The sequence below is a fragment of the Olsenella profusa genome (assembly GCF_016900315.1).
Lineage (GTDB): Bacteria > Actinomycetota > Coriobacteriia > Coriobacteriales > Atopobiaceae > Thermophilibacter > Thermophilibacter profusus_A.
Genome location: NZ_JACSNQ010000001.1, coordinates 110,970 through 135,875 on the forward strand (window position 1 = coordinate 110,970; position 24,906 = coordinate 135,875).

Sequence of the window (24,906 nt, forward strand, 5' to 3'; positions counted from 1 at the left end):
ACTTTTACGAGGGGTGGGTGGGTGATCCCCGTGGGGAGCAGAAAGCGCATCAGACGCGTCCTCGTCGTGGGGCTCCTTGTGGCCGGAGTCGTTGGCACCCTGGTTGCCCTGGGGGTCCCGAAGCGGCTGCTGACCCACTTCTCGAGGCTTGACAGCGACACAGATCCGACCTTGGCTATCATTGAGACCAGGGGGAACCTAGAAAGCAGTAGGATTGTGCTCTTGGGTGAGGACCTCCAGGTGGTGTCCGAGCTTCTCCTGCCGTATGCTTCGGTCGCCCCGGGCTGGCAAGCTCCGTATGTCAGGGACGGACGCATGTACGTGGTTCCCGCTGGCCTTGACGGGTTTCGCAGCGAAAGGACCCTGCTCGAGTTTGACTACGTGGGGGGAGAAATCATCCCCCACACGGCAGACAGGGTCAATCTGTACGGTGTGGTGGCGACAGACGATTACCTCTTTGCCTGCAGCAACCTCAATTTCACCTCTTACGTGACTCGAGTCAGCAAGAACGGGCTGCCCTCACGCGAGGTGAGTCTGCCAGAGACGCACGTGCACTCCATTAACCTCTGTGGCGACAAGCTCTGCGTCTTTGCCGGAGATCTCACCGAGGGGCTGAACCGGAGTGACCTGCTCGTCTATGACCTAGACTTGAATCTTGTTGCCTCGTTCGATTTATCCGATTACGGTGTCGATCAGTGTCGTTCGCGCGTCCTGGACGGGAGCCTCTGGTTCACGAGTTGGTTCGACGGCTCTGAGGCCATGAATGGGTCAACGAAGGTTGGGGTGTTCGATCCTAGCGCGCTGACTCTCTCGCAAATTGACTTTGGCGATCCCGTCTACGACGTGTATCCCGGCCCCTATGGTCCGTTGGCCCTGATTGGCAGCCAGGTGGACATTGATGCGGGGCGACCCCTGCGCATGAGGTGCTACACCTCCGACCTCTCCCAGGTGGTCTGGGAGGAAGACGTCGGCAGTGTTTCCAACGCATGCGTTCATGACAACAGGGTCTACACGCTCTCTAGCTGGGAGGTTGTCAGCTACGAGATTGGTCCTGAGAGTCTTTCACGCCTTGAGTCCCTCGAACTGGAACCCATGGATGACTCGTTCAGCTACATATCCTCAATCGTCTCCTTGTAGCGCGCGACCAGGTCATGGAGCTCGAGAGGACACTTTGATGGGCGGCCGCGACGGTCATGCGCGCGCTCTGGTCGCGCCCCTTCAGTTTCAGGCTGACCCCCTTGCGGTCGCCCTGTCCGCTATCGTCCTGGTTGAGGTGGTGAGCTTGGCGTGAGTCACGTGAAGTCTTTTGCAAGGCTCATGCTGCTCCTCGGACTGTTGTGGCTGTCGTACTTCCTGCTCGGCTCCTTGACTGACCTGCCATGGGTTGCGGGCGTTCTTTTTGCAGTCGCGTTGGCAGCAGTCGTTCTCGTTGGTAGAAGCCTTCTGCGCTCCGGAGGGGAGGGGGCGGAAGCGCCGACCCCGGCCCTTGAGATATGGCTGCTTATCGGCTGCCTCCTCTCTGAGGTGGTGGTGCGCCTCGTGGCTCCTGCTGCCCAGCTGTGCATGAACGCGCTTGTGTGCCCTCTTCCTCATGCTGTGGGACGTTGCGGGGAGACGTCTCATCACTCGATGAGCTACGCCTTGGGCGCGCGGTTCTGCCGCCAAATCCTTAGGACCGTGCGGTGCGCTCGGGGAGCTCGACGGCGCGGTAGGCGTCGAGCAGCGCGCACAGGCGGCTATCTGGGAGCGGATGTCCACCCCGGTGTCGGTGTCGCCCACGGTGAGGGGTCGGGGCTCGACCTCGAAGCGGTCGTCGTCGCTCATGATGTCCGCGTTGAGGTCGAGCACGTCTGCGATGGACGCGAAGGGGCGGTGGGCCTTGATGCGCATGCCCCGCGGGTCGGCGATGAGCGTGTAGCCGGCGATTCCGGTCGTCTTGTGGTACGCCTGGCAGAAGCCGCCGTCGATGACGACGAGCCTGCCTCCGGCTCGCACCGGGCGCTCGCCCGCGGAGGCGTGCACCGGGGTGTGCCCGTTGATGATGTGGCCGCGCTCGGGGTCGCAGCCAAACTCCTCGAGGACGCGCCGGCAGGTGGCCGGGTCGTCGGTGAGCGCGTAGGGGTCGCGCGCGTCCAGGGTGGGGAAGTCGCGCGTGCGCAGCTCGAACGACCTCCCGCCCACCTAGCAGGTCCCGCGCCCGACGTCGACGTGCCCGAGCAGCAGGCGGTCCTCCATGTGCCAGTTGGGGTGGCGCAGGATGGTCTGGCCCTCGAGCTTGAACAGGATCACGGAGATGGTCTTCTCGACGGGGCTCATCCCGTCGTCGGCACGGTAGGTGGCCTCGGCGAACAGCGCGAGCTCGCGCAGCGACACCCCGTAGGCGCCCTCGAGGATCTTGAGGGAGTCGTAGTGGATGTTGTTGCGGATGACGGCGGCGAGGCACGCGGCGGACCCGGCCGCCGCCCCCATCCAGACGATGTCGTGGTTGCCCCACTGCAGGTCGACGGAGTGGTACTCCATGAGGCGGTCGCAGATCATGTCGGCGTACTCGGCCGGCATGGCCTTGCGCACCTTGGAGCGGGTGTAGGAGTCGGAGAGGTAGCGCGCCAGCCTCACGAGGCGCATGAGGGTGATCGCGTACTACTCGTCGGTGGCGACGCCCTCCTCGCGCAGGCGGCGCAGCTTTCGGTGCGGGTAGTAGATGAGCGTGCAGAGGTCGGCCTGCTCGGCGCTCGTGAGCTCGAGCCGGAAGGTGTCTGCGACGCGCTCGCGTATGACGCCCGAGCAGTTGCTGAGGATGTGCTTGAAGGCGTCGTACTCGCCGTGGACGTCAGAGACGAAGTGCTCGGTCCCCTTGGGCAGGCTGAGCGTGGTCTCGGCCGCCGCGTCGAGGCCGCCCACGTGCGTGACCATGACGGAGGGGTCCACGCGCCCGGCCGCCGTGAGCTCGAGCGACTCCACCATGTCGGCGGTGTTGCCGCCGGTGGTGCCCATGACGTGGTGGCTGCCGTAGTGGACCTCGTAGAAGTTCATCTCGGCCTTGAAGTTCTTGTCGGTGGGGCCGGCGAAGAAGTTGAGGCAGCCGTCGCGGCCGAGGATGGCGTCGGAGAGCGTGACCACGGGAGCCACGGGCGCGTAGCAGAGCACGTCGTCGAACCCGGTGCCGCCCGAGACCTCGCGCAGGGCCGCCACCTGGTCATCGTAGGCGCCGTTGTTGACGAAGACGAGCTCGATGCCCGTCTCGGCCTTGATCTCCTCGGGCGGGAAGAGCTCGGCGGCGCGGTCCAGCCGGTCCTGGTTGATGTCGGCCACCATCACGAGGCTCGGCCTGCGGTCGCAGTGCAGCGCGTAGGTGAGCGCGCCGAGTCCCATGGGGCCCGCGCCGGCCACGATGGCGAGCTTGCCGCCCTCGCGGATGCCCATCTCGTGGGTGTAGACGCCCATCTGCGTGTGGTAGGCCGCGTGGAAGGCGCCGATCGAGCAGCTCATGGGCTCGGCGAGCGACGCCTGGTAGTAGGCCTCGCCGGTGTACTCGAGCAGGCAGTCGCACTCCATGACCTCGGCGGGCAGGATGCAGTAGGTGGCGTCGCCGCCGCAGAACTCGTAGGAGTAGCCGGGGCTCCACATGGTGCCCTTGTAGTTGAGCGCTGGCTGGATGGTGAACTTCATTCCGGGCCTGAAGCGGTCGGCCCACTTGGAGCCCACCTTGACGATGTCGCCGGCGAACTCGTGGCCCATGATCGCGGGGTGCTCGGCCACGTCCTCGTGGACGCGCTTGTGCTCGACGCCCAGGGTCGCGCACTTGTAGGTGGACATGCAGATGCTGTCGGAGACGACCTTGACGAGCACCTCGTCGTCGGCGATCTCGGGGAGCTCGAACTCCTCGAGCCTCAGGTCGTTTGCCGCGTGGAGACGCACTGCCTTTGCCTTCATGGTTTCATTCCCTTCTGACTCGGGGCCCGTCGGCCCTTACGTCCTCTGTTGGTTCGAAAGTCGCCCCTAGAGCCGCTCGAGCGTCACGCGCGGGAGGAGCTCGTCGACGAGCGAGCGCTCTGCGGCCTGCGTGCCCGTCTGCATGACGTTCGCCGCGCCGGTGGCCATCGCCAGGCGCACCGCGTCCTCGAGGTCCATGCCCCTCTCCTGGGCGTAGGCGAGCGCGTCCACCACCGAGTCGCCGGCGCTCACCGTGGAGCCCATCTTGACCCTGGGGGAGCGGGCGAGAAGAACCCGCTCGCCGTCGGCGACTACGGCGCCCGTGCCGCCCTTGGAGACCACGACGCGGCCCACGCCTCCCCGCACGAGCCGGTGCGCCTCGTCGGCGACCTGGGCCTCGGTCTCGAGCGCGTGCCCGCACAGGCGGGAGAGCTCGGCGTCGTTGGGCTTGGCGAGGAAGGGGCAGGCGTCGAGGCCGCGGGCGAGCGCCTCGCCGTCGGCGTCGAGGAACACGAGCGCGCCGGCGCCCGCGCAGGCGCGGCACCACGCGTCGTAGGTGCCCACGGGCGCCCCGGCGGGCAGGCTCCCGGAGAGGACCACCACGTCACCCGCCGCGATCGCGCCCACGAGCGCGGAGAGCATGGCGTCGAGCTGGGCCACGCCGGCCTCGGGGCCGGGCTCGTTGATGTCGGTGTGGGTCTCGAGCTCGGGGTCGTTGACCTTGAGGTTGGTGCGGGCCTCTCCCATGGCCTCGAAGGCCCAGACGTCGATGCCCTGCTCGGCGAGCATCGCCGGAGCCCCCGACACCACGATGCTCATGGGCGCCATGGTCATGGGCCCCTTCGCGGGCTGGGTCATAAAGACCTTCGACCGCCTCATGGAGGGGCACACCCCCGCGGGCTTCGAGATGCTCGTCGACAACTTCTCCGTGGGCATCGTCGGCATGCTGCTCTCGATGCTCGGCTACGTGCTCATCGGCCCGGTCATGACCACCATCCTGAGCGTGCTCATGGGCGGCGTCTCGATCCTCATCCAGTACAGCCTCATGCCGCTGCTCGCCATCTTCATCGAGCCCGCCAAGGTGCTCTTCCTCAACAACGCGATCAACCACGGCATCTTCACGCCGATCGGCATCGCCCAGGCCCAGGAGACCGGCCGCTCGATCATGTACATGCTCGAGGCGAACCCCGGCCCCGGGCTCGGCGTGCTCCTCGCGTACTGCTTCTTCTGCAGAGACAAGAAAACGCGTCAGTCCGCCCCCGGCGCGGTGATCATCCACTTCCTCGGCGGCATCCACGAGATCTACTTCCCGTACGTGCTCATGAACCCCAAGGTCATCATCGCGCCGATCGTGGGCAACATGTGCGCCATCGCCTGGTTCAGCTTCACCGGCGCCGGGCTCACCTCGGCGGCCTCGCCCGGCTCGATCATCGCCTTCCTCTCGATGACGCCCTCCGAGTACATGGTCACCAACATCATCGGCGTGGCCATCGCCGCCGCGGTCTCGTTCGTGATCGCCGTGCCGCTCGTGCGCTCCATGGCCGTGGCCGACATCGACCAGGCGAGCCAGCAGATGCGCGAGATGAAGGGCACCGCCGAGGCGGCCGTCATCTCCGACACCGAGGGCGGCAAGATAGTCTTTGCCTGCGACGCGGGCATGGGCTCATCGGCCATGGGCGCCACGCGCTTCCGCAACCGCGTCAAGGCGGAGCGGCCCGACCTCACCGTGGAGCACTCGAGCGTGGACAGCGTCCCCGCCGACGCCGACATCGTGGTGTGCCAGCGCGTGCTCTCCGAGCGCGCCCGCAAGAGCGCCCCGAGCGCGCAGATCGTGACCATTGACAACTTCCTCGACGACCCCGCGCTCGACGCGCTCTACGACGCGCTCACCAAGATCAGCCACGCGGCCCAGCTCATCGAGACCACGCCCGCCCCGGCGCCCGAGCCCGCCGACCAGGAGCGCCCGAGCCTCTCGATCGGCGCGGAGGACGTCGTGCTTGGCCTCGCGCCGGTGGACCGCGAGCGCTGCATCCGCGACTCCGGCGCTCTGCTCGTCGCGCGCGGCTGCGTGAGCGAGCCCTACGTCGACGCCATGGTCGAGCGCGACCGCCTTACGAGCGTCTACATCGGCATGGGCATCGCGATCCCGCACGGCACCAACGAGGCGAAGGACAGCGTCGTGCGCACGGGCGTCGTGCTCCAGCAGTACCCCGAGGGGGTCGACTTTGACGGCGAGCGCGCCCAGCTGGTCTTTGGCATCGCGGGCAGGGGGGAGGAGCACCTCGAGGTGCTGGCCAACATCTGCCGGATCCTCGAGGACGAGGCCGTGCTCGAGAAGATGAAGACCACCGACGACGTCGACTGGGTCGTCCGCGTGCTCTCCGGCCGCGCCTAGCCCGGCCCGCATCCGTGGCGGCCCGTCCCCGCGCCCGGGCGGGAGCGTCTCGCCCGGGCGCCCGGCGGATGTGATGCTATACTTCAAGGGATGCAGACGTGTGGCCAAGCCAGACCGCTTCACCCTGTCCTTTGTACGACCGTGCGCCCGACGCGTCGCGCGTGCGGCCCGAGTAATAGGAGGAACGCATGGCAGACAATGTTCAGACCACGATTGACAGCGTAGAGGCGCTGCAGGAACGCATCAAGCAGATGCGCGCCGCGCAGGCCGAGTTCGCCAAGTTCACCCAGGAGCAGGTGGACAAGATCTTCTACGAGGCCGCGATGGCCGCCAACAAGGCCCGCATCCCGCTGGCCAAGATGGCCGTCGAGGAGACCGGCTACGGCATTATGGAGGACAAGGTCATCAAGAACCACTACGCCTCCGAGTACATCTACAACAAGTACAAGAACATGAGGACCTGCGACGTCATCTCCGACGACAAGGCCTTCGGCTACAAGCAGGTCGCCGAGCCTCTCGGCCTCGTCGCCGCCGTCATCCCGACGACCAACCCCACCTCCACCGCCATCTTCAAGACGCTCATCTGCCTGAAGACGCGCAACGCCATCCTCATCTCCCCGCACCCGCGCGCCAAGAAGTGCACCGCCGAGGCCGCCCGCATCGTGCGTGACGCCGCCGAGGCCGCCGGCTGCCCCAAGGGCATCATCGACTGGATCGACGTGCCCTCGCTCGACATGACCGCCGAGCTCATGCGCTCCGCCGACATCATCCTCGCCACCGGCGGCCCGGGCATGGTCAACGCCGCGTACTCCTCCGGCAAGCCGGCCCTGGGCGTCGGCCCGGGCAACAACCCCGCCATCATCGACGACACCGCCGACGTCGAGCTCTCCGTGAACTCCATCATCCACTCCAAGACCTTCGACAACGGCATGATCTGCGCCACCGAGCAGAACGTCATCGTGCTCGACAAGATCTATGACGCCGTGAAGGCCGAGTTCCAGAAGCGCGGCTGCTACTTCCTGCAGGGCGAGGAGATCGCCAAGGTCGGCAACACCGTCATCGTCAACGGCGGCGTGAACGCCAAGATGGTCGGCCAGCCCGCGCCCAAGATCGCCGAGGCCGCAGGCGTGGAGGTCCCCGCCAGCACCAAGGTCCTCATCGGCGAGGTCGAGTCCGTCGAGCCCTCCGAGCCCTGGGCCCACGAGAAGCTGACCACCATCCTCGGCATGTACCGCGCCACGGACTGGGAGGACGCGCTCTCCAAGGCCGAGCGCCTCATCGCCGACGGCGGCTACGGCCACACGAGCTCGCTGTTCATCGACACGCGCGAGACCGAGAAGATGGCAGAGCACGCCAAGCGCATGAAGACCTGCCGCATCCTCATCAACACCCCGGCCGCGCAGGGCGGCATCGGCGACATCTACAACTTCAAGATGCCCCCGTCGCTCACCCTCGGCTGCGGCTCCTGGGGCGGCAACTCCGTCTCCGGCAACGTCGGCCCGCAGCACCTGCTGAACATCAAGTCCGTCGCAGAGAGGCGTGAGAACATGCTCTGGTTCCGTACCCCCGAGAAGGTCTTCTTCAAGAAGGGCTGCATGCCCGTGGCCCTGCGCGAGCTCTCCGAGGTCTACGGCAAGAAGCGTGCCTTCATCGTCACCGACTCCTTCCTCTACAAGAGCGGCTTCACCAAGAAGATCGAGGAGTCCCTGGACGAGCAGGGCATCGTCTACTCCAGCTTCTGGTCCATCTCGCCCGACCCCAAGCTTCAGGACTGCGAGAAGGGTCTCGAGCAGCTCAAGGCCTTCGAGCCCGACTGCATCATCGCCATCGGCGGCGGCTCCGCCATGGACGCCGGCAAGATCATGTGGATGATGTACGAGCACCCCGAGGCCAAGTTCGAGGACATGGCCATGGACTTCATGGACATCCGCAAGCGCGTCTACACCTTCCCGGAGATGGGCCAGAAGGCCTTCTTCGTGGCCATCCCCACCTCCTCCGGCACCGGCTCCGAGGTGACGCCGTTCTCGATCATCACCGACGCCAACACCGGCACCAAGTGGCCGATCGCCGACTACCAGCTCCTGCCGAACATGGCCATCGTTGACACCGACAACATGATGACCCAGCCCAAGGGCCTGACCGCCGCCTCCGGCGTCGACGTGCTCACCCACGCTCTCGAGGCCTACGTCTCCGTCATGGCGTCCGACTTCACCGACGGCATCGCGCTGCGCGCCATGAAGCTCGTGCTGACCTACCTCGAGCGTGCCTATGACGACGGCACCGACGTCGAGGCCCGTGACCACATGGCCAACGCCTCGTGCCTGGCCGGCATGGCCTTCGCCAACGCCTTCCTCGGCGTCAACCACTCGATGGCCCACAAGCTCGGCGCCTACCACCACATCGCCCACGGCCTGGCCAACGCCGTCATCCTGACGCGTGTCATGCGCTACAATGCCGCCGAGCGCCCGGTGAAGATGGGCACCTTCCCGCAGTACGACCACCCGAAGACCCTGCACCGCTACGCCGAGGCCGGCCGCTTCTGCGGCATCCAGGGCGCCGACGACCGCGAGGTCTTCGAGAACTTCATCGCCCGCATCGAGGAGCTCAAGGCCCACGTGGGCGTGCCCGAGACGATCGCCGGCTTTGGCGTGACCGAGGAGGACTTCCTCGCCACGCTCGACGAGATGTCCGAGAACGCCTTCAACGACCAGTGCACCGGCGCCAACCCGCGCTACCCGCTCGTGTCCGAGATCAAGGAGCTCTACCTCGACGCCTTCTACGGCCGCGAGGCGACCTCCTACGAGGACTAGTCCGCACAGGTTCTTCTCGTTGCCCAGAAGGAGGCAGCAATGGAACTTTCTGACAGCAAGCAGGTTATCGTCGAGCGTCACAACAAGGTCGTCTACGTTGACGGAGACCGCATCGTCAAGGTGTTCAAGGCCGGCAAGCCCGCCTCGGACGTCTTCAACGAGGCGCTGAACCTCGCGCGCGTCACCGAGGCCGGCGTCCGCGTTCCGAAGGTCCTGGAGGTCTCCCAGGTCGCCGATGGCGCCTGGGCCCTCTCCACGGAGTACGTCCCGGGCGTCACCATGCGCTCGCTCATGGACGCCGCTGAGGGCACGGACGAGTACGACAAACTTCTCGACCAGTTCGTGGACTTCCAGATCGAGATCCAGGGCACGCCCGCCCCGGAGCTCCTCAAGGACCAGAAGACCAAGATTGCCGGCATGGTGGGCAAGGCCCCCGGCCTCGACCCGTCCGTCCGCTACGACCTCCAGATGCGCGCCGACCGCATGGCGCCCGGCCGCAGCATCTGCCACTGTGACTTCAACCCGTCCAACGTGATCGTGACCGACGACGGCACGCTCTACGCCTGCGACTGGACCCACGTCACCCGTGGCCTGCCCGAGGCCGACGCCGCGATGACCTACATCCTCTTCAAGATGTACCACCCCGGCCACGCCGAGAAGTACCTCGACGTCTTCTCCAAGAAGGCGGACGTGGCCAAGCAGAAGGTGCACTACTGGGTGCCCGTCATGGCCGCCGCCGAGCTCTCCCGCGGCCGCAAGGACGCCGAGGAGTTCCTCCGCAGCCAGGTCGACGCCGCGCTCGACATCGACTAGCTCGACTAGCGTCGTCTTAGCAGCTTGGCACAGGGCCCGTCAGCTCCGGCTGGCGGGCCCTTTTTTGCTGGGGGGCAAGCGATCGCTAGGGGGCAAGCACCCACTGGGGATGGAGCGAGTGCCCTGGGGCTGGCCGACGGCGGGCTCGACTGCCCCGGAGCTGACCCCTGGGGGACTGAGCGCCTCGTTGAGGCGGAACAGGGGCGGCCGTGGGCCTGACGGCGGCGGGCCGTTGGGATAAGCTAGAGTCGTTGGAACAGGGAAGGGGTACAGCATGCGTGACAAGCGCCCGCTCGTCGTGGTGGCTGCCGTTGCCGTAGTCGCGGTCGTCGTTGCCGTAGCCTTTGCGCTCGGCGCGTTCAAGTCGGACGCGGACCGGGCGCGGGATGCCGTGTCCGCGCTCATGGAGAGCTACGTGGTTCCACAGGCAGACGAGGACGGCAACGAGCCGGCAGACAGTCCCTGGCCCGCCGCCGACTTTGGGGACGCTGCCACGATGGCAGTGCTCTCCGCCTATGGCGTGGACCCCGAGGAGTGGCACCGGCACTGCTTCGAGCACCTCTCCTACGAGCTCGGGGAGGCAAGCGCCGACGGCGACGCCGCCACGGTGAGCGTGACCGTCACCAACGCGAGCCTCTCGGCCGCGCTCGAGGTGGCCGGAGCGAGCTTTACGTCCTTCTCCGAGACCCAGGACGCTGAGGACCTCTATGCCCAGGGCGGGCGCGCGGCCCTCTTCGCCAAGCTCGTGGATGACGTCTACGCCGGCCTCGACGCTGACGAGAGCCCCGTCACCACGACGGTCGACGTGCCCTGCCGCAAGGGCGAGGACGGCGCCTGGACTCCCGACGTGGCCGGCAACGCGGCGTTCTTCTCGGCCCTGTACGGCGGCTCGGACGTGGTGTCGGGCCTCGCGGCGGTTGCGGAGTAGCGCCCGGAGGGCTGGCCCACGGGGTTAGGCGTCTGGGGTGCAGGGTTTAGGGTACGTACACCCTCCTCTTTGGGTACGTACACTTTCACGCCATCAGGTTCTTCTCGCCACGTTCTATACCTGCGGGTTTTCGGCGGCGAGAAGAACGAGCGCGCCAAACGGGTACGTACCCGTTTATGCGGTGTACGTACCCGTTTGGGCGGTGTACGTACCCTCGGCGTGAGGAGGGAGGGCCCCGTCACGCCCCGTCTAGGCGCCCGCGCGCACGTAGGTGACGAAGTCGAAGCTGACGCCGTCCGGCGTGACGCCGCCGGGGCGCACCTCCCTGACCTCCCAGGAGGGGTCCTCGTCCAGGTTGGGGAAGCTCGTGTCGCAGGGGCGCACGCAGTGGTTCCTGGTGACCTCGGCGCGCGTGCAGTGGGGGAGGAGCTGGCGGTAGACCTCGCCGCCGCCGATGACCCAGGCCTCGTCCTCGCCCGCCACCGCGGCGAGCGCCTCCTCGACGGAGTGCACCACCTCGACGCCCTCGGGCGAGAAGGACCTGCTGCGCGTGAGCACCACGTTGCGCCGGTTCCTGAGCGGGCGCCCCCCGGGGAAGCTCTCGAGCGTGCGGCGCCCCATGAGGACGGCGTGCCCCGTGGTGCATGCGACGAAGTGCCTCATGTCCTCCCGGTTCTCGACGACCATCCCGCCGTCGAGCCCGATGCCCCAGTCGTCACACACCGCAACGATCGCACTCAGCTTGCAATCCATGGTCATACCTTTCTGGAGATGGGCCGGGCACATTGCCCCGTGCTCAAACAGCTTCGCCGGGCACAGGCCGCCCGGCTGCAGAACTGCGCGTGGAACAATGTGCCCGGCCCCGTGACAGCAGGCGAGGCGGCCGCTTTGTCCCGCCGCGAGTTCTTGCCGAGCGTTCTTCTCGGCAAGCTGTCTGAGCGCCGGGGCAACGCGGCCGCCTCGCCGGACGGACGGCTACACGGCGATGGGGATGTTCTTGACCTGGGGGCCGTGGTTGTAGTTCTCGACGATGAGGTCGTCGGTCGTGAAGTCGTAGAAGTTCGTGACCTCGGGGTTGAGGCGCACGGTGGGGGCGGGGTAGGTGGGGCGGCTGATGAGCTCGCGGACGATGTCGACGTGGCGGTCGTAGATGTGGGCGTCGGCGATCATGTGGACGAGCTCGCCGGCCTCCATGTTGCTGACCTGGGCGACCATCATGAGCAGGATGGAGTACTGGCAGACGTTCCAGTTGTTGGCCGCGAGCACGTCCTGGCTGCGCTGGACGAGCACCATGTTGAGGGTGGGCCGGTCCGCGCCGGGCCGCTGCGTCACATTGTAGATGGCGTTGTAGGCGCAGGGGTAGAGGTTCATCTCGTGGAGGTCGGCGAAGGTGTAGAGGTTGGTCATGATGCGCCGCGAGTAGGGGTTTTCACGCAGGTCAAACAGGACGCGGTCCATCTGGTCGAAGTCGCCCTCGGGGTAGTGGGAGACCTGGCCCACCTGGTAGCCGTAGGCCTTGCCGATCGAGCCGGTCTCGTCGGCCCACTCGTCCCAGATGTGGGGCTTGAGGTCATGGACGTTGTTGGACTTGCGCTGGTAGATCCAGAGCACCTCGTCCATGCAGCTCTTGAGCGCCGTGCGGCGCAGCGTGAGCGCGGGGAACTCCTCGCGCAGGTCGTAGCGGTTGCACACGCCGAACTGCTTGATCGTGTAGGCCGGGGTGCCGTCCTCCCAGCGGGGGCGGACCTTCTGGCCCTCGGTGGTGGTGCCGTGCTCGATGATTTCGGAGCACATGGAGATGAAGAGGTCGTCTGCCTTGCTCATGTCTGCCTTTCTGTGTCCCGGCGCAGGCGCCGGCGGGTGCCGCCCGCAGGCTGGGCCTAGCCGAGGCGGCTCTGGAAGGTGTCCGCGGCGCCCCCGAAGCCGTCGAGGTCGTAGGGGAGGCCGTTGGGGGAGCCGAGATCTTGCCACTCAAGGTCCCAGGTGATGCCGTTTCCCAGGGCGTCCCAGTCGACCTGCGACAGCCCGAACTGCGTGAGCGACGTCGCGCAGCTGGAGAGCGAGAGCGCAAGAAGTACGAGCACGGCCACCGCCACGCCAAAGATGACGTAGGCGGCATTGCCCGAGCGGGCGTTCTCCGGGTCGGTCGTGGCGCTCGGCCCCTCGATGATCTGCGGCGGGTCCGGGCGCGTCTGCATCTCGTCGCGCCCGTCGTTCTTCTCGTCCATGAGGCTCCTCTCGTCCGGTCAATCTTAGCAGGGGCGGCCGCCAGGGGCGCGCCGCGCCCGCGAGGGCGCCCCCGGGCCGCACCTAGAGGTGCTCCACCCCGAAGGCCTCGTCCCAGAAGTAGCCCAGGGAGGCGGCGAGGGCGGTGTCGGCCGGGAGCCACTCCACGTCGGTCAGCTCGTCCTGGGCGAGCCAGCGCAGCTCCTCGTGGACCGTCGGGTCGGCCACGGGCTCGGCGCCCGCCGCAAGCGAGCACACGTAGCAGTCCATCGTGAGGTGGAAGTCGGGGTAGTCGTACTCGACGGTGTCGTAGGGCCAGGCCAGGCGCAGCTCGCAGCCGAGCTCCTCGGCGATCTCGCGGCGCAGGGCCTGCTCGGGGGTCTCGCCGGCCTCGACCTTGCCCCCGGGGAGCTCCCAGAGGCCGGCCTGCTCCTTGCCCGGGGCCCTTCTCGCCGCCAGGACCCTCCCGTCGCGGTAGATGATTGCTGCGGCCACGTGCTTGGTCTGCATCTATCCCTCCCTCTCCTGAAGCCTGACGACGGCGTAGGTCGTTCCGAAGCCGTCCGTGAGGTCGACGTCCCAGCCGCGCTCGCAGGGGGATACCAGCGGTACCACCACGTCGTCGAGGCGCGCCATGGAGCGGTACTGCACCTGCAGCGCGCCCACGGGCGCCTCGTGGCCGAGCGCTTCGAGCGCGTCCAGGGCGAGCCCCACGTACTGGGCGTTGTTGACGTGGCGGTTGGTGTCGAGGTCGCGCCGGGTGACGGGGCGCTCCGGCGCGCGCTCTGCCGGTCTCGCCGGGCGGATGCGCCGCGGCAGCGGGGCCACCTCGAGGCGCGGCTCGTCGCTCAGGTAGGCGCGCTGGTCCTCTGGCACGCGCGTGGCGCGCCCCGCCGTGAAGTCATAGACGAACCACTGCGAGTCGGCCCGCACGAGCGGGGCGCCCTCCACGTCGCTCAGGCCGAAGCTCCTGAGCGCGTGGGCGCGCGTCATCTCGTAGCACCAGGTGGACGCCGTGACCTCCTCGCCGAAGGCCGGGAGCCGGTCGACCTCGATTGACCAGGTGGCCAGGACCCAGGCGAGCCCCCGCGAGGCCAGCCCGTCGATCCCCATGCCGAGCCCCAGGGACTGGAAGGTCGAGCAGTCCTGCAGGTAGTCCATCATGGAGACGAGCGAGAGCCGCCCCGTCTCGTCGCACTCGCTGTAGCGCACGCGCCCTGAAAAAGAGAACATCGAGCCCCCTTCGTCGTCTTACGCAGAACACGATACCAGTCAGGCGGTACGGGGCGCGTGGAAAGCACGGGCTGCGCTAGTATGGACACTCACGTAGGCACAGAGGCGCCGGCCGGTCCGGCCAGGGAAAGGGGACTGCGATGGGGACTCTCCGGTTTGCAACCATTGGCTCGAGCGGCATTGCCGAGCGCTTCTGCGAGGCGCTCGCCGAGGTGGAGGGCGCGGAGCTTACGGGCTGCTACTCGCGCGACCTTGGGCGCGCCCGCGCGTTTGGCGAGAAGTACGGCGCGAGGAGCTTCTTTGACAGCCTGGAGGCGCTTGCGGCCTCCGAAGACGTCGACGCCGTCTACGTTGCGAGCCCCAACGGCGCGCACGCCGCCCAGGCGCTCCAGATGATCGCCGGCTGCAAGCACGTGCTCGTGGAGAAGGCGCTCGCCTCCAACGAGCGCGAGGCGCGCGAGGTCTTCGACGCCGCCCGCGCCTCCGGCGTGGTAGCGCTCGAGGCCATGCGCAACCTGCACGTGCCGAGCTTCGCCGCCATCGAGCGAGCCGTGGCCGAGGAGCTCGGCGAGGTGCGCCTGGCCACCCTGCGCTTCTCCAAGGTGACCTCGCGCATGGCGCGCCTGCGCGCCGGCGAGCGCCTCAACGTCTTTGACCCGGCGCTGGCCGGCGGCGCCCTCATGGATATCGGCGTCTACTGCGTGGAGCCGGCGGTGGCGCTCTTTGGCCGCCCGCAGGAGGTGCGCGCCCTGTCCGTGACCGCGCCCGTCCCCGGCTGCGCGCCGGACGACCCCTGCCAGACGATCGACCTTGCCGGCGAGGCCCTGCTCGGCTACGGGGACAAGGTCGTGAGCCTCTCATACGGCAAGATGAGCGACGACGTGCTGCCCTCCCAGGTGGCCGGTGAGCGCGCCACGCTGCTGTGGGACCAGACCTCCTGCCCGGTGAACCCGCGCGTGGCCGAGCACGAGGACAAGGGCCTCATCTTCCGCATGGAGCAGGCGAGCACCCGGCCCATCCCCGTGGAGGTGCCGGCCAACGACATGGTCTGCGAGATCGACGACTTCGCCCGCGCGGTGCGTGGCGAGGAGGCGGCGCTGGCCTCTCGCGACCGCTTCGAGCGCGTGACCCTCGACTCGCTTGCCGTGATGGATGAGATCCGCCGCCAGGTGGGCGTGCGCTTCCCGGCTGACGAGGCCTAGGGGCGGCAGCGGCCTCCCTGAGGTTCTTCTCGCCGGGCGGGCCCGAGACCGCAGGGCCCGCCTCCAGGCGGGTCCCCTACTTGGGGAAGGCGATGACGTCTGAGCCACCAAAGCGGGACGAGCCGTCGTCGGCGGTGCCGTAGGGGCTCATGGCGTCCACGACCATGCGGACCGCGCCGGGCAGCACCTGCGCCTCGTAGGAGCTCACGAGCTCCTCGACGACCTCGCCGTCAATCTCTATGGGCACGGGCTCCGAGCACGTCACGCGGATCTCGCGCCCCTTGAAGCTCTCGAGGTGCGGGCGGCCGATGGCCTTGCCGCTCTTGTCGACCAGCCCGAAGGCGAGGGGCTTCAGGAGCTGCGCGGCGTCCGAGGTCTCGAGCACTATGACGTCGAGCAGCCCGTTGTCCATGCGGCAGTCCGGCACGAGCTGGATGTCCCCCTGGATCATGGCGCTGTTGGCCACGAGGCACGAGATGCCGTCGCGCTCGTGCGTACGGCCGTCCACGGTGATGGTGAAGTGGACCACGGCCGGGCGCGGGTTGGCGAGCGCCGCGGCGAAGTAGGCCGCCTGCCCCATGATGGCCTTGTTCGGCAGGGCGGCCTGCATGAGCTGGGCGTCGAAGCCCGTCCCTGACATGAGCGCAAAGCCGCGCACGCGCCGCTCGCCGCCCTCCGCCTCCCAGCCGATCTCGCCGAGGTCGAGCTGCGCGGTCTTGCCCACGCGGCACGCGCGCGCCAGGGCCGAGGGCTCAGGCGCGTTGCCGACGTTGGCGCAGAATAGGTTGGCCGTTCCCGAGGGGAAGGCGCAGACGGGTACGTCGCGCCCGCGCAGCGCGTAGAGCAGCGCCGCCACGGTGCCGTCGCCGCCCGAGACCACCACCATGTCGAAGCGCTCGGCGTCGGCGCAGGCCTGGGCGGCGTCGAAGTCCCCCGCAAGCAGGCGCAGCACGCACTCGTCGCCGGCGCGGACGAGCGCCCGCTCAAACTGAAAGACGGCGTCTGAGCCGAAGCCCGACTTCGGGTTGTGGACGATGAGGGTGCGCACGGGTGACCTCCCCTGAGGGTGCGGCGTCTTTTGTGTCATCATAGTCCGGACGGCCCTGCCGATAAGCATCAGCCCGGGCCGGCAAGCCCAGTGTAGCAATCATTGCACGGAAGAATCGAGCGCCCTTGTACCTCTCAACGTCCGAAGAGCTCGCCGCGTTCTGCGAGCGCGCGTCCACCTGCAAGGTGCTCGCGGTTGACACGGAGTTCCTCCGCGAGAAGACCTACTACCCCAAGCTCTGCCTCGTGCAGGTTGCCGCCGGGGACGACATCGCGGCGGTCGACCCGCTGCGCGTGGAGGACCTCTCCCCGCTGGCCGCGCTGTTCCAGGACCCGGACGTGACCAAGGTCTTCCACGCCTGCAGCCAGGACCTCGAGGTCCTTCTCGACGGGATGGGCGTGGTGTGCGCGCCGGTCTTTGATACGCAGGTCGCCGCGGCCTTCCTCGGGATGCGTCAGCAGGTGAGCTACGGGTCTCTGGTGGAGGCCTACTGCGGCGTGCACCTGCCCAAGGCCGAGTCCCTGACGGACTGGTCGCGCCGCCCGCTCGACCCCGAGCAGCTTGCCTACGCCGAGGACGACGTGCGCTACCTGCCCGGCATCTACGAGCGGATGATTTCCGATCTCACGCGCCGGGACCGCCTCTCGTGGGTGGGGCCCGAGATGGCCGAGCTCGTCGACGTCTCGCGCCTGCGGCGCGACCCGGCCGAGGCCTACCTGCGCCTGCGCCGCTCCGGCTCGCTCACGCGCCGGCAGCTCGCCCTGGCCCGCGAGGTCTGCGCCTGGCGCGAGCGCGCCGCCGCGGAGCGCGACGTCCCGCGCAAGTGGGTCCTCTCCGACGAGGTGGTCGTGGAGGTGTGCAAGCGCGCCCCGGCGAGCCTTGAGCGCCTGCGCCGCGTGCGCGGCACCGAGCAGCTCTCCGAGCGCGACGCCCGCGGGGTCCTTGCCGCCGTGGAGCGCGGGCGCGCGTGCCCGGCCGACCAGTGCCCCAAGGTCGTGCGGCACGTGCGTCCCTCGCCCGAGACCGAGGGCGTGATCGACCTCATGTACGCGGTGCTGCGCCTGGTTTCCGAGAAGAGCGGAGTGGCGGCCCAGCTCATCGCCACGCGTGACGACCTGCTGGAGTTCCTGCAGGCGCGCGACACCTCCCGCCTGGCGTCCGGCTGGCGCTGGGAGCTCGCGGGCTCCACGCTCGAGCGGCTCCTGTCCGGCGAGGTGGGCCTCACCGTCAAGGACGGCAGGATAGAGCTCCTGTAGGGGCTCGCGCATCGCGGCACGTCCGGGCACGGCTCCGGGGTCTGGGCCCGTGGTCCCGCGCTCCGCCCGGCGCGCGTGCTCGCGCCCCCGCCGTATTTCTGTCCGGTCGGTGGGTAGAATGGGGGTGTCGGCTCGGATTGGAGAGAAGATGCCCCTTCACTTCTACGGATTCGGCCTCGGGTACGGGATAGACCCGGGCTACCTGCTCATCGCGCTTGTGGCGCTGGTCATCGGCGGCGCGGCACAGGCTCACATCAGAAGCACCTACCGCAAGTGGTCCCAGGTGGACGCCCACGTCCCCGGCACCGGCGCCGACGTGGCGCGCCGCATGCTCGCCGAGGGCGGCGCCTCCGGCGTGGGCATCACGCGCTGCGGGGGCAGCCTCACGGACCACTACGACCCGCGTGACAACATGCTCCACCTCTCGGATGACAACTACCGCGGTGCCTCCGTTGCCTCGGTGGCCGTCGCCTGCCACGAGGCGGGCCACGCGATCCAGGCGGCAAAGGGCTTCGGCTTCTACCGCCTGCGCACCGCGCTCGTCCCCGCGGTCAACATCGCCCAGCAGTCCTGGGTCCTGGTGCTGCTGCTGGGCGTGGTGTTCAACTTCTTCGGCCTCGTGCAGCTGGCCATCGTGCTCTTTGCGGTGTCGGTGGTCTTTCAGCTGGTGACGCTCCCGGTGGAGATCGACGCCTCGCGCCGGGCGGTGGCCTACCTCTCCGCCAACGGTGCGGGCCTTGACGAGAAGGGCGCGCGCTCGGTGCTCACCGCGGCCGCCCTCACCTACGTGGCGGCCGCCCTCACCTCCATCATGCAGCTCGTCTACCTGCTCGGGCGCTACGGCGGCCGGGGCAACGACCAATGAGCGCCGCCCAGGGCGGCCAGGCCCCGCTCTCCGTCACCGACGCGGTGGCGCTTGCCAAGGGCGCCGTCTCCGCGTGGCCCACGCTCGTCGTCAACGGCGAGGTCTCGGGGTTTCGCGGTCCCAACGCGCGCTCGGGCCACTGCTACTTCGAGGTCAAGGACGATGGCGCCTCGATGAGCGTCATCGTATGGCGCGGCACCGCGGCCAAGATGGGCTTTCAGCTGCGTGACGGCCTGGCCGTCCAGCTCACCGGCAAGTTCGACGTCTACAAGGCCTCCGGCAAGCTCTCCTTCGTGGCGAGCAAGGTGGAGGCCGCCGGCGAGGGACTCCTGCGCCAGCAGGTCGCCGAGCTCGCCCGCAGGCTCGAGCGCGAGGGGCTCATGGACGAGTCGGCCAAGCGCCACGTCCCGGTGTTCTGCTCGCGCGTCTGCGTGGTGACCTCGCTCTCCGGCTCCGTGATCGAGGACGTCAAGCGTACGCTCGCGCGCCGCAACCCCCTCGTCGAGATCGACGTGGTGGGCTGCTCGGTGCAGGGGGCGGACGCCCCGGCCACCATCGTCCGCGCGCTCGCCACGGCCGCCTCAACGCGTCCCGACGCCATCCTGCTCGTGCGCGGCGGCGGCTCCTTCGAGGACCTCATGTGCTTCAACGACGAGGGCGTGGCGCGCGCGATCGCGGCTTGCCCCGTGCCCGTGGTCACCGGCATCGGCCACGAGCCCGACACCACGATCGCCGACATGGTGGCGGACCGCCGCGTCTCCACGCCCACCGCGGCGGCGGAGTCCGTGGCCCCGGCCATCAGCGACGTTGAGCGGCAGATGCTCCAGCGCCAGCTGCGCCTGGGACGCGCGATGTCCAACCTGCTCGCCGTGCGGCGGCAGCGCGTGGAGGCGCAGGCCCGCGTGATGGGCGCCGCCATGGACTCCGAGTTCTCCCGGCGCCGCGTGGCGCTCGACGCGCTCGGCGCCCGGCGCTGCCTCACCGACCCCCTGGCGCCCCTGCACGACGCCGAGGCCGACCTCGCCCAGACCGCCGAGCGCCTGCACGAGGCGACGCCCCGGCTGCTCTTTCGGGCGGGGGAGGGCGTCGACCGCGTGGCCACGCGCCTCGCCGAGGCCGGGCCGCGCCTGCTGCGCGCGCCGGAGGCCACGCTCGCCCGGCTCGCGGGGCAGCTCGACGCGCTCTCGCCCCTGGCCGTGCTCGCGCGTGGCTACGCCATCGCGCGCGACGCGCGTGGCCACGTGGTGAAGGACGCCGCCGCGCTCTCTGCGGGCGACGAGGTGAGTGTGCTTCTGGGCAGCGGGTCCTTCTCGGCAGCCGTGACCTCGACCGCCCCCGCACCAGCCGCAGACTAGCGTGGGGCAACCCACGCCCCGAGAGGAGAAGACATGGCAGAGAACACCTACCGTCCGATCGAGGAGATGACCTTCAAGGAGGCCTCCGTGGAGCTCGAGCAGATCGTGCGCTCGCTGGAGGGCGGCGAGCTCGAGCTCGAGGAGTCGCTCGAGCGCTACGCCCGCGGCGTCGAGCTGCTCAAGAGCCTGCGCGAGCGCCTTTCCTCGGCCGAGCAGAAGGTGCGCGTCCTTTTGGACGCCACCGACGAGAACGCCCCGGTGACCGACACCGCCTCCGCCCCGAGCACCGCCTACCTGAACGAGTAGCCCCGCCTGCGCCCTGTGCGCGTGCGGGAACACAGATTGGAGAGACCATGTCCGACTGCATCTTCTGCAAGCTCGCCAACGGCGAGATCCCCACCGAGTTCCTCTTCGAGGACGACAACGTCGTGGCCTTCCGCGACACCAACCCCCAGGCGCCCGTGCACGTGCTCGTGGTGCCCAAGGCCCACTACGACAACTTCGTCGACGGCGTCCCCGCCGAGACGCTCGCCTCGATGGAGGCCGCCGTCAGGGCGGTCACCGAGAGGTGCGGCATCGCCGAGAGCGGCTTCCGCTGCATCATGAACACCGGCGCGGCCGCCGGCCAGACCGTGATGCACCTGCACATGCACGTGCTCGGCGGCTGCGACCTCGGCGAGGGGCTCCTGCCGGCCTAGCCGCCCGGCGGCGCCGGCCGCAGGCGCCGGCGCGTGCCGGGACGGGCTCCTCTCGCACAAAACCCACACGACCCCCCGTTCTTCTCGCCGGGCGGGAGGGCGTATTATATGAACGTTGCTGAAAGGTCATCGGTGGGGGAGTCCCCGCGAGAGGAGAGTCATGAACGTCCTTGTCATCAACGCCGGCAGCTCGTCGCTCAAGTACCAGCTCCTTGACGTCGACACGCGCGAGGTCTATGCGAAGGGCAACTGCGAGCGCATCGGCATCGACGGCTCGTTCGTCGGCCACGAGGAGATGGGCGGCGAGAAGCAGAAGCTCGAGGTCGCGCTTCCCGACCACAAGACGGCGATCAAGTACGTCTTCGACATCCTCAAGACCGTGGACAAGCCCATCGGCGGCATCGGCCACCGCGTGGTCCAGGGCGGCTGGTACTTCCCCGAGTCGGCCGTCGTGACCGACGAGACGCTCGCCCAGGTCCGCGAGGTCGCCCCGCTGGCGCCGCTCCACAACTACGCCGAGGCCGACGTCATCGAGATCTGCCGTGACATGTTCCCGGAGATCGGCAACGTCATCGTCCCGGACACCGCCTTCCACTACAACATGCCCGAGCGTGCCTGGCGCTACGCCCTGCCGCGCGACGTGGTGGACAAGTACCACGTCCGCAAGTACGGCGCGCATGGCACGAGCCACCGCTTCATCTGGCGCACCGTCCACGAGCTCATGGGCGAGAAGACCCACAAGCTCGTGAGCTGCCACCTCGGCTCCGGCGCAAGCCTGTGCGCCATCGAGGACGGCAAGTGCATGGACACCACGATGGGCCTCACCCCGCTCGACGGCCTTATCATGGGCACGCGCTGCGGCACCGTCGACCCGGCCACGGTCTTCTACCTCAACCGCGTGGGCGGCTACTCCATCGACGAGATCGACACGATGATGAACAAGCAGTCGGGCCTGCTCGCCGTCTCCGGCGTCTCCTCCGACTCCCGCGACATCGAGGCCGGCGCCGAGAAGGGCGACGAGCACTGCCAGATGGCCCTCGACATGTTCTACTACCGCACCTCCCAGCTCTTCGCCGAGATGGCCGCCTCGATGGAGGGCGTCGACACGATGGCCTTCACCGCCGGCATCGGCGAGAACTCGCCCGAGATGCGCGCCGGAGTGGCGCGCCGCCTCGCCTGGATGGGCGTCAAGATCGACGACGAGAAGAATGCCGTGCGCTCCGACGAGCCGCGCGTGATCTCCACCGACGACTCCGCCATCACCGTCATGGTGGTCCCGACCAACGAGGAGTACATGATCGCCCTCGACGTCGAGGAGCTGCTCGGCTAGTCTTGCCCCTGCATTCCGCCTGAAGTGACGGCCCCGGTGACCGCCGTGCCCGAGAAGGGCCGGGTCACCGGGGCGCTTTTGTGGGCGTCCCGCGCTGGCGCTTTGGGTAATACGGTCGTTGAGCGAGGGCATTACCGTCCGCTTAGGGATTGGCGGCCGTTGCGCGCGGGCGGGCCTTCCTGCTTAGGGATTGGCAGCCGTTGCGCTGTGATGCCCTCTGCACGCTTACAAAATCGAGTCTGTTACGACTCGGTCGTCTCTTTCCGGTGCTGAGAGCGGTAACGGCCCTCGTTTTCAAAGCGAATGTACCCGCTAGAACCGTAACAGCCTGAATTCTCTAAGCGGGGGACGACCCGACGGTGTAACGGCTCACGGTCCCTAAGCAGGAATCGCGCCATATCCTGCCACGGCCTCTTTTTTTCAAGCAGGCGGCCAACCAGACGGCTCAGCAAACGGAACTGAAGGCAACCCACCAAGCGGACCTGCAGGCGGCCAACCAGATGGTCCGTGCCCTTTCCTTCGTCGTACGGTTCGCCCGCATTCGCGGGCAAACGAAAGAGGCCTGTGGCGGCAGGTGTGTCGAGCGACGCCCGCGGGCGCTCTGTTTCGGAAGTGTGGCCTCGCGTCGGAAATGCCGCCGGTTAAGTACAAAAAACTATGACGGAACCCCGACGGGAGGAACCCGCATGTCGCTTTCCGACCTCAGGCTCAGCCGCCGCCAGGCCCTTAGCTTCGGCGCCACCGCGCTCGCCCGTTCGGCCTTGCTCCCGCGACGGCGGGGAGGTGCCCGCTCCCGCAGACGACGCCTAGCCCGCCGAGGAGGCCACCCTTGACGCCGAGGCCTACGACGCGCTCTCCTCCACGTACCTCGTGGTGGCAGTGATTAACATCCTCATCAACTACTTGATCAACGAGGCGTCGGTCTACGTGGCCAGGAAGACCGGCGTCACGATCATCCACTCGCAAGGCGATTGGAGGGCCGCGAGCTCGCCCGGGTGCGCGCCGAGCGCGGCATGGTCTTTCAGCAGTCCAACCTCTTCGCACAAATGACGATCCCCGACAACGCCACGCTGGGGCCGCGCGAGGTCCTGGGCATGGGCCGTGAGGAGGCCGAGGCCCGCGCGATGGAGCTCCTCAAGCGCGTGGGCGTGGCCGAGCAGGCCCACAAGGTCGCCGCGCAGCTCTTCGGCTGCCAGCAGCAGCGCGCTGCGCTATCGCACGAAGTGGTAGGCCACGCGCGGGGTGCCGTCCTCGCAGGTGATGGTCCCGCGCCGCACGAAGCCGGCGCGCTCGAGGGCGTGTTGCATCGGCAGGTTGCACTCGTGGGTGTCCGTGCGCACGTTGTCGTGGCGCTCGCAGAGCCACCGCAGGAGCGCGCCGCCCCGCCCGTTGCCGGACACCGCCACGGCAAGGCGGTGCATCACCCAGTAGGGCCGGTCGTTCAGCCAGGACGCTCCCTCGATGCGGGCGTAGGTGCGGTCCGGTCCCGGCAGCACGCTCATGCAGGCCACAGGTCCCGCGCCCTCGTCGAGAACCCAGAGGACGCCCGCCGCGAGGTCCTTCTCGGCGCTTGCGCGGCCCGGGTAGCCGCCCGTCCACTGCACGGTGTTGCCGTGGGCGCGCATGAAGGCCCGCGCGGCGTCATAGATGCAGCAGACGGCGTCGAGATCCCGCTCCGTGGCCTGACGGATGACGCCCATGCTAGAAGGGCCTCACGAGGAAGGTCTTCTCGCAGCGCTCGCCGGGGGCCAGCGTGATGGTGCCGCGCTTCTCCTCGAAGACGTCGGACTCGTCGTAGGCCGTGGCGCAGCCCACCCAGGGCTCGATGGCCACGAACGGCGCCTCGGCCGAGGCCGTCCACACGCCGAGGTACTCGAAGCCGTCGAAGGCGAGCTCCACGCCGTGGCCGGCCGGCCCCACGAGGCGCACGCGACGCTCGGGGACGTCCACCAGGACCACGGTGAGCAGGCGCTCGAAGAGCTCGTGGGTGAGCGGGAGCACGTCGGAGTCACGCGTGAGCTCGTGTGTGACGGAGAAGTCGTGCAGGCCCGCCTCGTCGATCGTGGGCACCACGGCCGTCCAGGGGCGCGCGAACTCAAGGCGGTAGTCCGAGAAGGACGCGCCCTCGTCGCCGGGCGCGGGCACGTTGAAGGCGGGGTGGCCGCCGAGCGTGAACGGCAGGTCGACCGAGCCGGTGTTGGTGACTGCGAAGGTCTGCGCGAGCGCCCCGCCCTCGAGTGCGTAGGTCATGTTGAGCGTGAAGTCGAAGGGGTAGGCGGCGCGGGTCTCGTCAGTGGAGGCGAGCTCGAAGGTCACGCTCTTCTCGTCACGGCTGACGACGCGGTGCTCGTAGAGGCGCGCGATGCCGTGGCGCTTGAGGCGCACGGGCCCCTGGGCGCTCTGGGCGCTGTCGTTTCGCAGGCAGCCGACGATGGGGAAGAGTACCGGCGCGCGGCGCGGCCAGAAGCGCTCGTCGCCCTGCCAGAGGTACTCGCCGCCATCGAGCGAGAGGCTCATGAGCTGGGCGCCCATCGGGTCCACCGCGGCGCTGAGCGCGCCGTCGGAGATTGTCACGATCTCGGCCATCGTTTCCCCCGTTCACGTTGACGCGCGGCGGTCCCCGGGCCCTGCGCCCGAGGTTCTTCTCGCCCGCGACTGACTGTCCAACCCCTTTAGGTTATCGGTTTTGGGCGGCTCGGAAGTCTCCATGTTGCTGAATGGAGCACCTGGCGCGGTAGGTGGGGCGCTGTGGCATAATAGCGTGGTGCGTGTCGCGCCCTCGGGGCCTCCGACCTGCGAAGTGCGTCGATAAGA

At 68.4% G+C, this 24,906-nt stretch carries 23 protein-coding genes and 2 pseudogenes; 13 read left to right on the forward strand and 12 right to left on the reverse strand.

Annotation, left to right across the window (positions count from 1 at the left end):
* Positions 1-21: 21 nt before the first annotated feature.
* The gene (locus H9X80_RS00475) at positions 22-1,137 is read left to right on the forward strand and encodes a hypothetical protein (protein ID WP_204792383.1); all 1,116 of its coding nucleotides are present in this window, start codon (positions 22-24) and stop codon (positions 1,135-1,137) included.
* An 87-nt stretch (positions 1,138-1,224) separates the two neighbouring features.
* Here the strand turns inward: H9X80_RS00475 and H9X80_RS09000 are convergent, their stop codons facing one another.
* From H9X80_RS09000 to H9X80_RS00490, 4 genes and pseudogenes are all read right to left on the reverse strand, one after another.
* Positions 1,225-2,181 carry a fructose-bisphosphatase class III gene (locus H9X80_RS09000; protein ID WP_342590835.1) on the reverse strand — a complete coding sequence of 319 codons (957 nt, stop codon included), beginning with the start codon at positions 2,179-2,181 and terminating at the stop codon, positions 1,225-1,227.
* On the reverse strand, positions 2,182-2,559 hold the full coding sequence (locus H9X80_RS09005; RefSeq protein WP_342590842.1) for a fructose-bisphosphatase class III: 378 nt from the start codon (positions 2,557-2,559) through the stop codon (positions 2,182-2,184). It lies immediately after the preceding gene.
* 33 nt (positions 2,560-2,592) lie between these two features.
* Positions 2,593-3,933, reverse strand: a pseudogene (locus H9X80_RS00485) (fructose-bisphosphatase class III); the annotation flags it as partial.
* 66 nt (positions 3,934-3,999) lie between these two features.
* Positions 4,000-4,761 (reverse strand): 1-phosphofructokinase family hexose kinase, encoded by a 762-nt coding sequence (locus tag H9X80_RS00490; RefSeq protein WP_239471400.1) that lies wholly within the window; start codon positions 4,759-4,761, stop codon positions 4,000-4,002.
* Between H9X80_RS00490 and H9X80_RS00495 the strand changes: the two genes are divergently transcribed.
* The 4 genes from H9X80_RS00495 (at position 4,751) to H9X80_RS00510 (ending at position 10,879) form a co-directional block, all read left to right on the forward strand.
* Positions 4,751-6,328 carry a PTS mannitol transporter subunit IICBA gene (locus H9X80_RS00495; RefSeq protein WP_239471401.1) on the forward strand — a complete coding sequence of 526 codons (1,578 nt, stop codon included), beginning with the start codon at positions 4,751-4,753 and terminating at the stop codon, positions 6,326-6,328. The genes H9X80_RS00490 and H9X80_RS00495 overlap by 11 nt on opposite strands.
* Before the next feature lie 188 nt (positions 6,329-6,516).
* Positions 6,517-9,138, forward strand: a complete 2,622-nt coding sequence (gene adhE / locus H9X80_RS00500) for a bifunctional acetaldehyde-CoA/alcohol dehydrogenase (protein ID WP_204792386.1) — start codon at positions 6,517-6,519, stop codon at positions 9,136-9,138.
* Between the two features lie 39 nt (positions 9,139-9,177).
* Positions 9,178-9,951 (forward strand): aminoglycoside phosphotransferase family protein, encoded by a 774-nt coding sequence (locus H9X80_RS00505; protein ID WP_204792387.1) that lies wholly within the window; start codon positions 9,178-9,180, stop codon positions 9,949-9,951.
* Between the two features lie 274 nt (positions 9,952-10,225).
* On the forward strand, positions 10,226-10,879 hold the full coding sequence (locus H9X80_RS00510) for a hypothetical protein (RefSeq protein WP_204792388.1): 654 nt from the start codon (positions 10,226-10,228) through the stop codon (positions 10,877-10,879).
* 249 nt (positions 10,880-11,128) lie between these two features.
* On the opposite strand, the gene H9X80_RS00515 is transcribed toward H9X80_RS00510, so the two are convergent.
* The 5 genes from H9X80_RS00515 to H9X80_RS00535 all read right to left on the reverse strand — a co-directional run bounded on the left by H9X80_RS00515 (position 11,129) and on the right by H9X80_RS00535 (position 14,338).
* Entirely contained in the window at positions 11,129-11,632 is a 504-nt protein-coding gene (locus tag H9X80_RS00515; protein WP_204792389.1) for a dihydrofolate reductase, read from the reverse strand.
* Between the two features lie 222 nt (positions 11,633-11,854).
* Positions 11,855-12,703: a thymidylate synthase gene (gene thyA / locus H9X80_RS00520; RefSeq protein WP_204792390.1), complete on the reverse strand. Its 849-nt coding sequence runs from the start codon at positions 12,701-12,703 to the stop codon at positions 11,855-11,857.
* A 56-nt stretch (positions 12,704-12,759) separates the two neighbouring features.
* On the reverse strand, positions 12,760-13,107 hold the full coding sequence (locus tag H9X80_RS00525; RefSeq protein ID WP_204792391.1) for a hypothetical protein: 348 nt from the start codon (positions 13,105-13,107) through the stop codon (positions 12,760-12,762).
* Positions 13,108-13,189: 82 nt separating this feature from the next.
* Positions 13,190-13,615, reverse strand: a complete 426-nt coding sequence (locus H9X80_RS00530) for a (deoxy)nucleoside triphosphate pyrophosphohydrolase (RefSeq protein ID WP_204792392.1) — start codon at positions 13,613-13,615, stop codon at positions 13,190-13,192.
* The gene (locus tag H9X80_RS00535) at positions 13,616-14,338 is read right to left on the reverse strand and encodes an acyl-[acyl-carrier-protein] thioesterase (protein WP_204792393.1); all 723 of its coding nucleotides are present in this window, start codon (positions 14,336-14,338) and stop codon (positions 13,616-13,618) included. It abuts the gene before it with no gap.
* Positions 14,339-14,478: 140 nt separating this feature from the next.
* Between H9X80_RS00535 and H9X80_RS00540 the strand changes: the two genes are divergently transcribed.
* The gene (locus H9X80_RS00540) at positions 14,479-15,540 is read left to right on the forward strand and encodes a Gfo/Idh/MocA family protein (protein ID WP_204792394.1); all 1,062 of its coding nucleotides are present in this window, start codon (positions 14,479-14,481) and stop codon (positions 15,538-15,540) included.
* Between the two features lie 76 nt (positions 15,541-15,616).
* On the opposite strand, the gene H9X80_RS00545 is transcribed toward H9X80_RS00540, so the two are convergent.
* Complete coding sequence (locus tag H9X80_RS00545) at positions 15,617-16,588, reverse strand: diacylglycerol kinase family protein (protein WP_204792395.1); 972 nt, start codon at positions 16,586-16,588, stop codon at positions 15,617-15,619.
* A 125-nt stretch (positions 16,589-16,713) separates the two neighbouring features.
* On the opposite strand from H9X80_RS00545, the gene rnd reads away from it, so the two are divergent.
* From rnd to H9X80_RS09305, 7 genes and pseudogenes are all read left to right on the forward strand, one after another.
* Positions 16,714-17,844, forward strand: a complete 1,131-nt coding sequence (gene rnd, locus H9X80_RS00550) for a ribonuclease D (protein WP_204792396.1) — start codon at positions 16,714-16,716, stop codon at positions 17,842-17,844.
* Positions 17,845-17,992: 148 nt separating this feature from the next.
* Positions 17,993-18,709, forward strand: a complete 717-nt coding sequence (locus H9X80_RS00555; protein ID WP_204792397.1) for a zinc metallopeptidase — start codon at positions 17,993-17,995, stop codon at positions 18,707-18,709.
* The gene (gene xseA / locus H9X80_RS00560; protein WP_204792398.1) at positions 18,706-20,064 is read left to right on the forward strand and encodes an exodeoxyribonuclease VII large subunit; all 1,359 of its coding nucleotides are present in this window, start codon (positions 18,706-18,708) and stop codon (positions 20,062-20,064) included. The genes H9X80_RS00555 and xseA overlap by 4 nt, the downstream gene beginning before the upstream one ends.
* A 33-nt stretch (positions 20,065-20,097) precedes the next feature.
* Positions 20,098-20,370 (forward strand): exodeoxyribonuclease VII small subunit, encoded by a 273-nt coding sequence (gene xseB, locus H9X80_RS00565; protein ID WP_204792399.1) that lies wholly within the window; start codon positions 20,098-20,100, stop codon positions 20,368-20,370.
* Positions 20,371-20,417: 47 nt separating this feature from the next.
* Positions 20,418-20,762, forward strand: coding sequence for a histidine triad nucleotide-binding protein (locus H9X80_RS00570; protein WP_204792400.1), 345 nt, complete (start codon positions 20,418-20,420; stop codon positions 20,760-20,762).
* Positions 20,763-20,922: 160 nt separating this feature from the next.
* Positions 20,923-22,092, forward strand: coding sequence for an acetate/propionate family kinase (locus H9X80_RS00575; RefSeq protein ID WP_204792401.1), 1,170 nt, complete (start codon positions 20,923-20,925; stop codon positions 22,090-22,092).
* 1,013 nt (positions 22,093-23,105) lie between these two features.
* Positions 23,106-23,270, forward strand: a pseudogene (locus H9X80_RS09305) (amino acid ABC transporter ATP-binding protein); the annotation flags it as partial.
* A 33-nt stretch (positions 23,271-23,303) separates the two neighbouring features.
* Here H9X80_RS09305 and H9X80_RS00585 read toward each other — a convergent pair.
* A complete protein-coding gene (locus tag H9X80_RS00585; protein WP_204792403.1) occupies positions 23,304-23,792 on the reverse strand; it encodes an N-acetyltransferase in 489 nt (162 codons plus the stop codon).
* Position 23,793: 1 nt separating this feature from the next.
* Positions 23,794-24,678, reverse strand: a complete 885-nt coding sequence (locus tag H9X80_RS00590; protein ID WP_204792404.1) for an aldose 1-epimerase family protein — start codon at positions 24,676-24,678, stop codon at positions 23,794-23,796.
* Between the last annotated feature and the right edge of the window lie 228 nt (positions 24,679-24,906).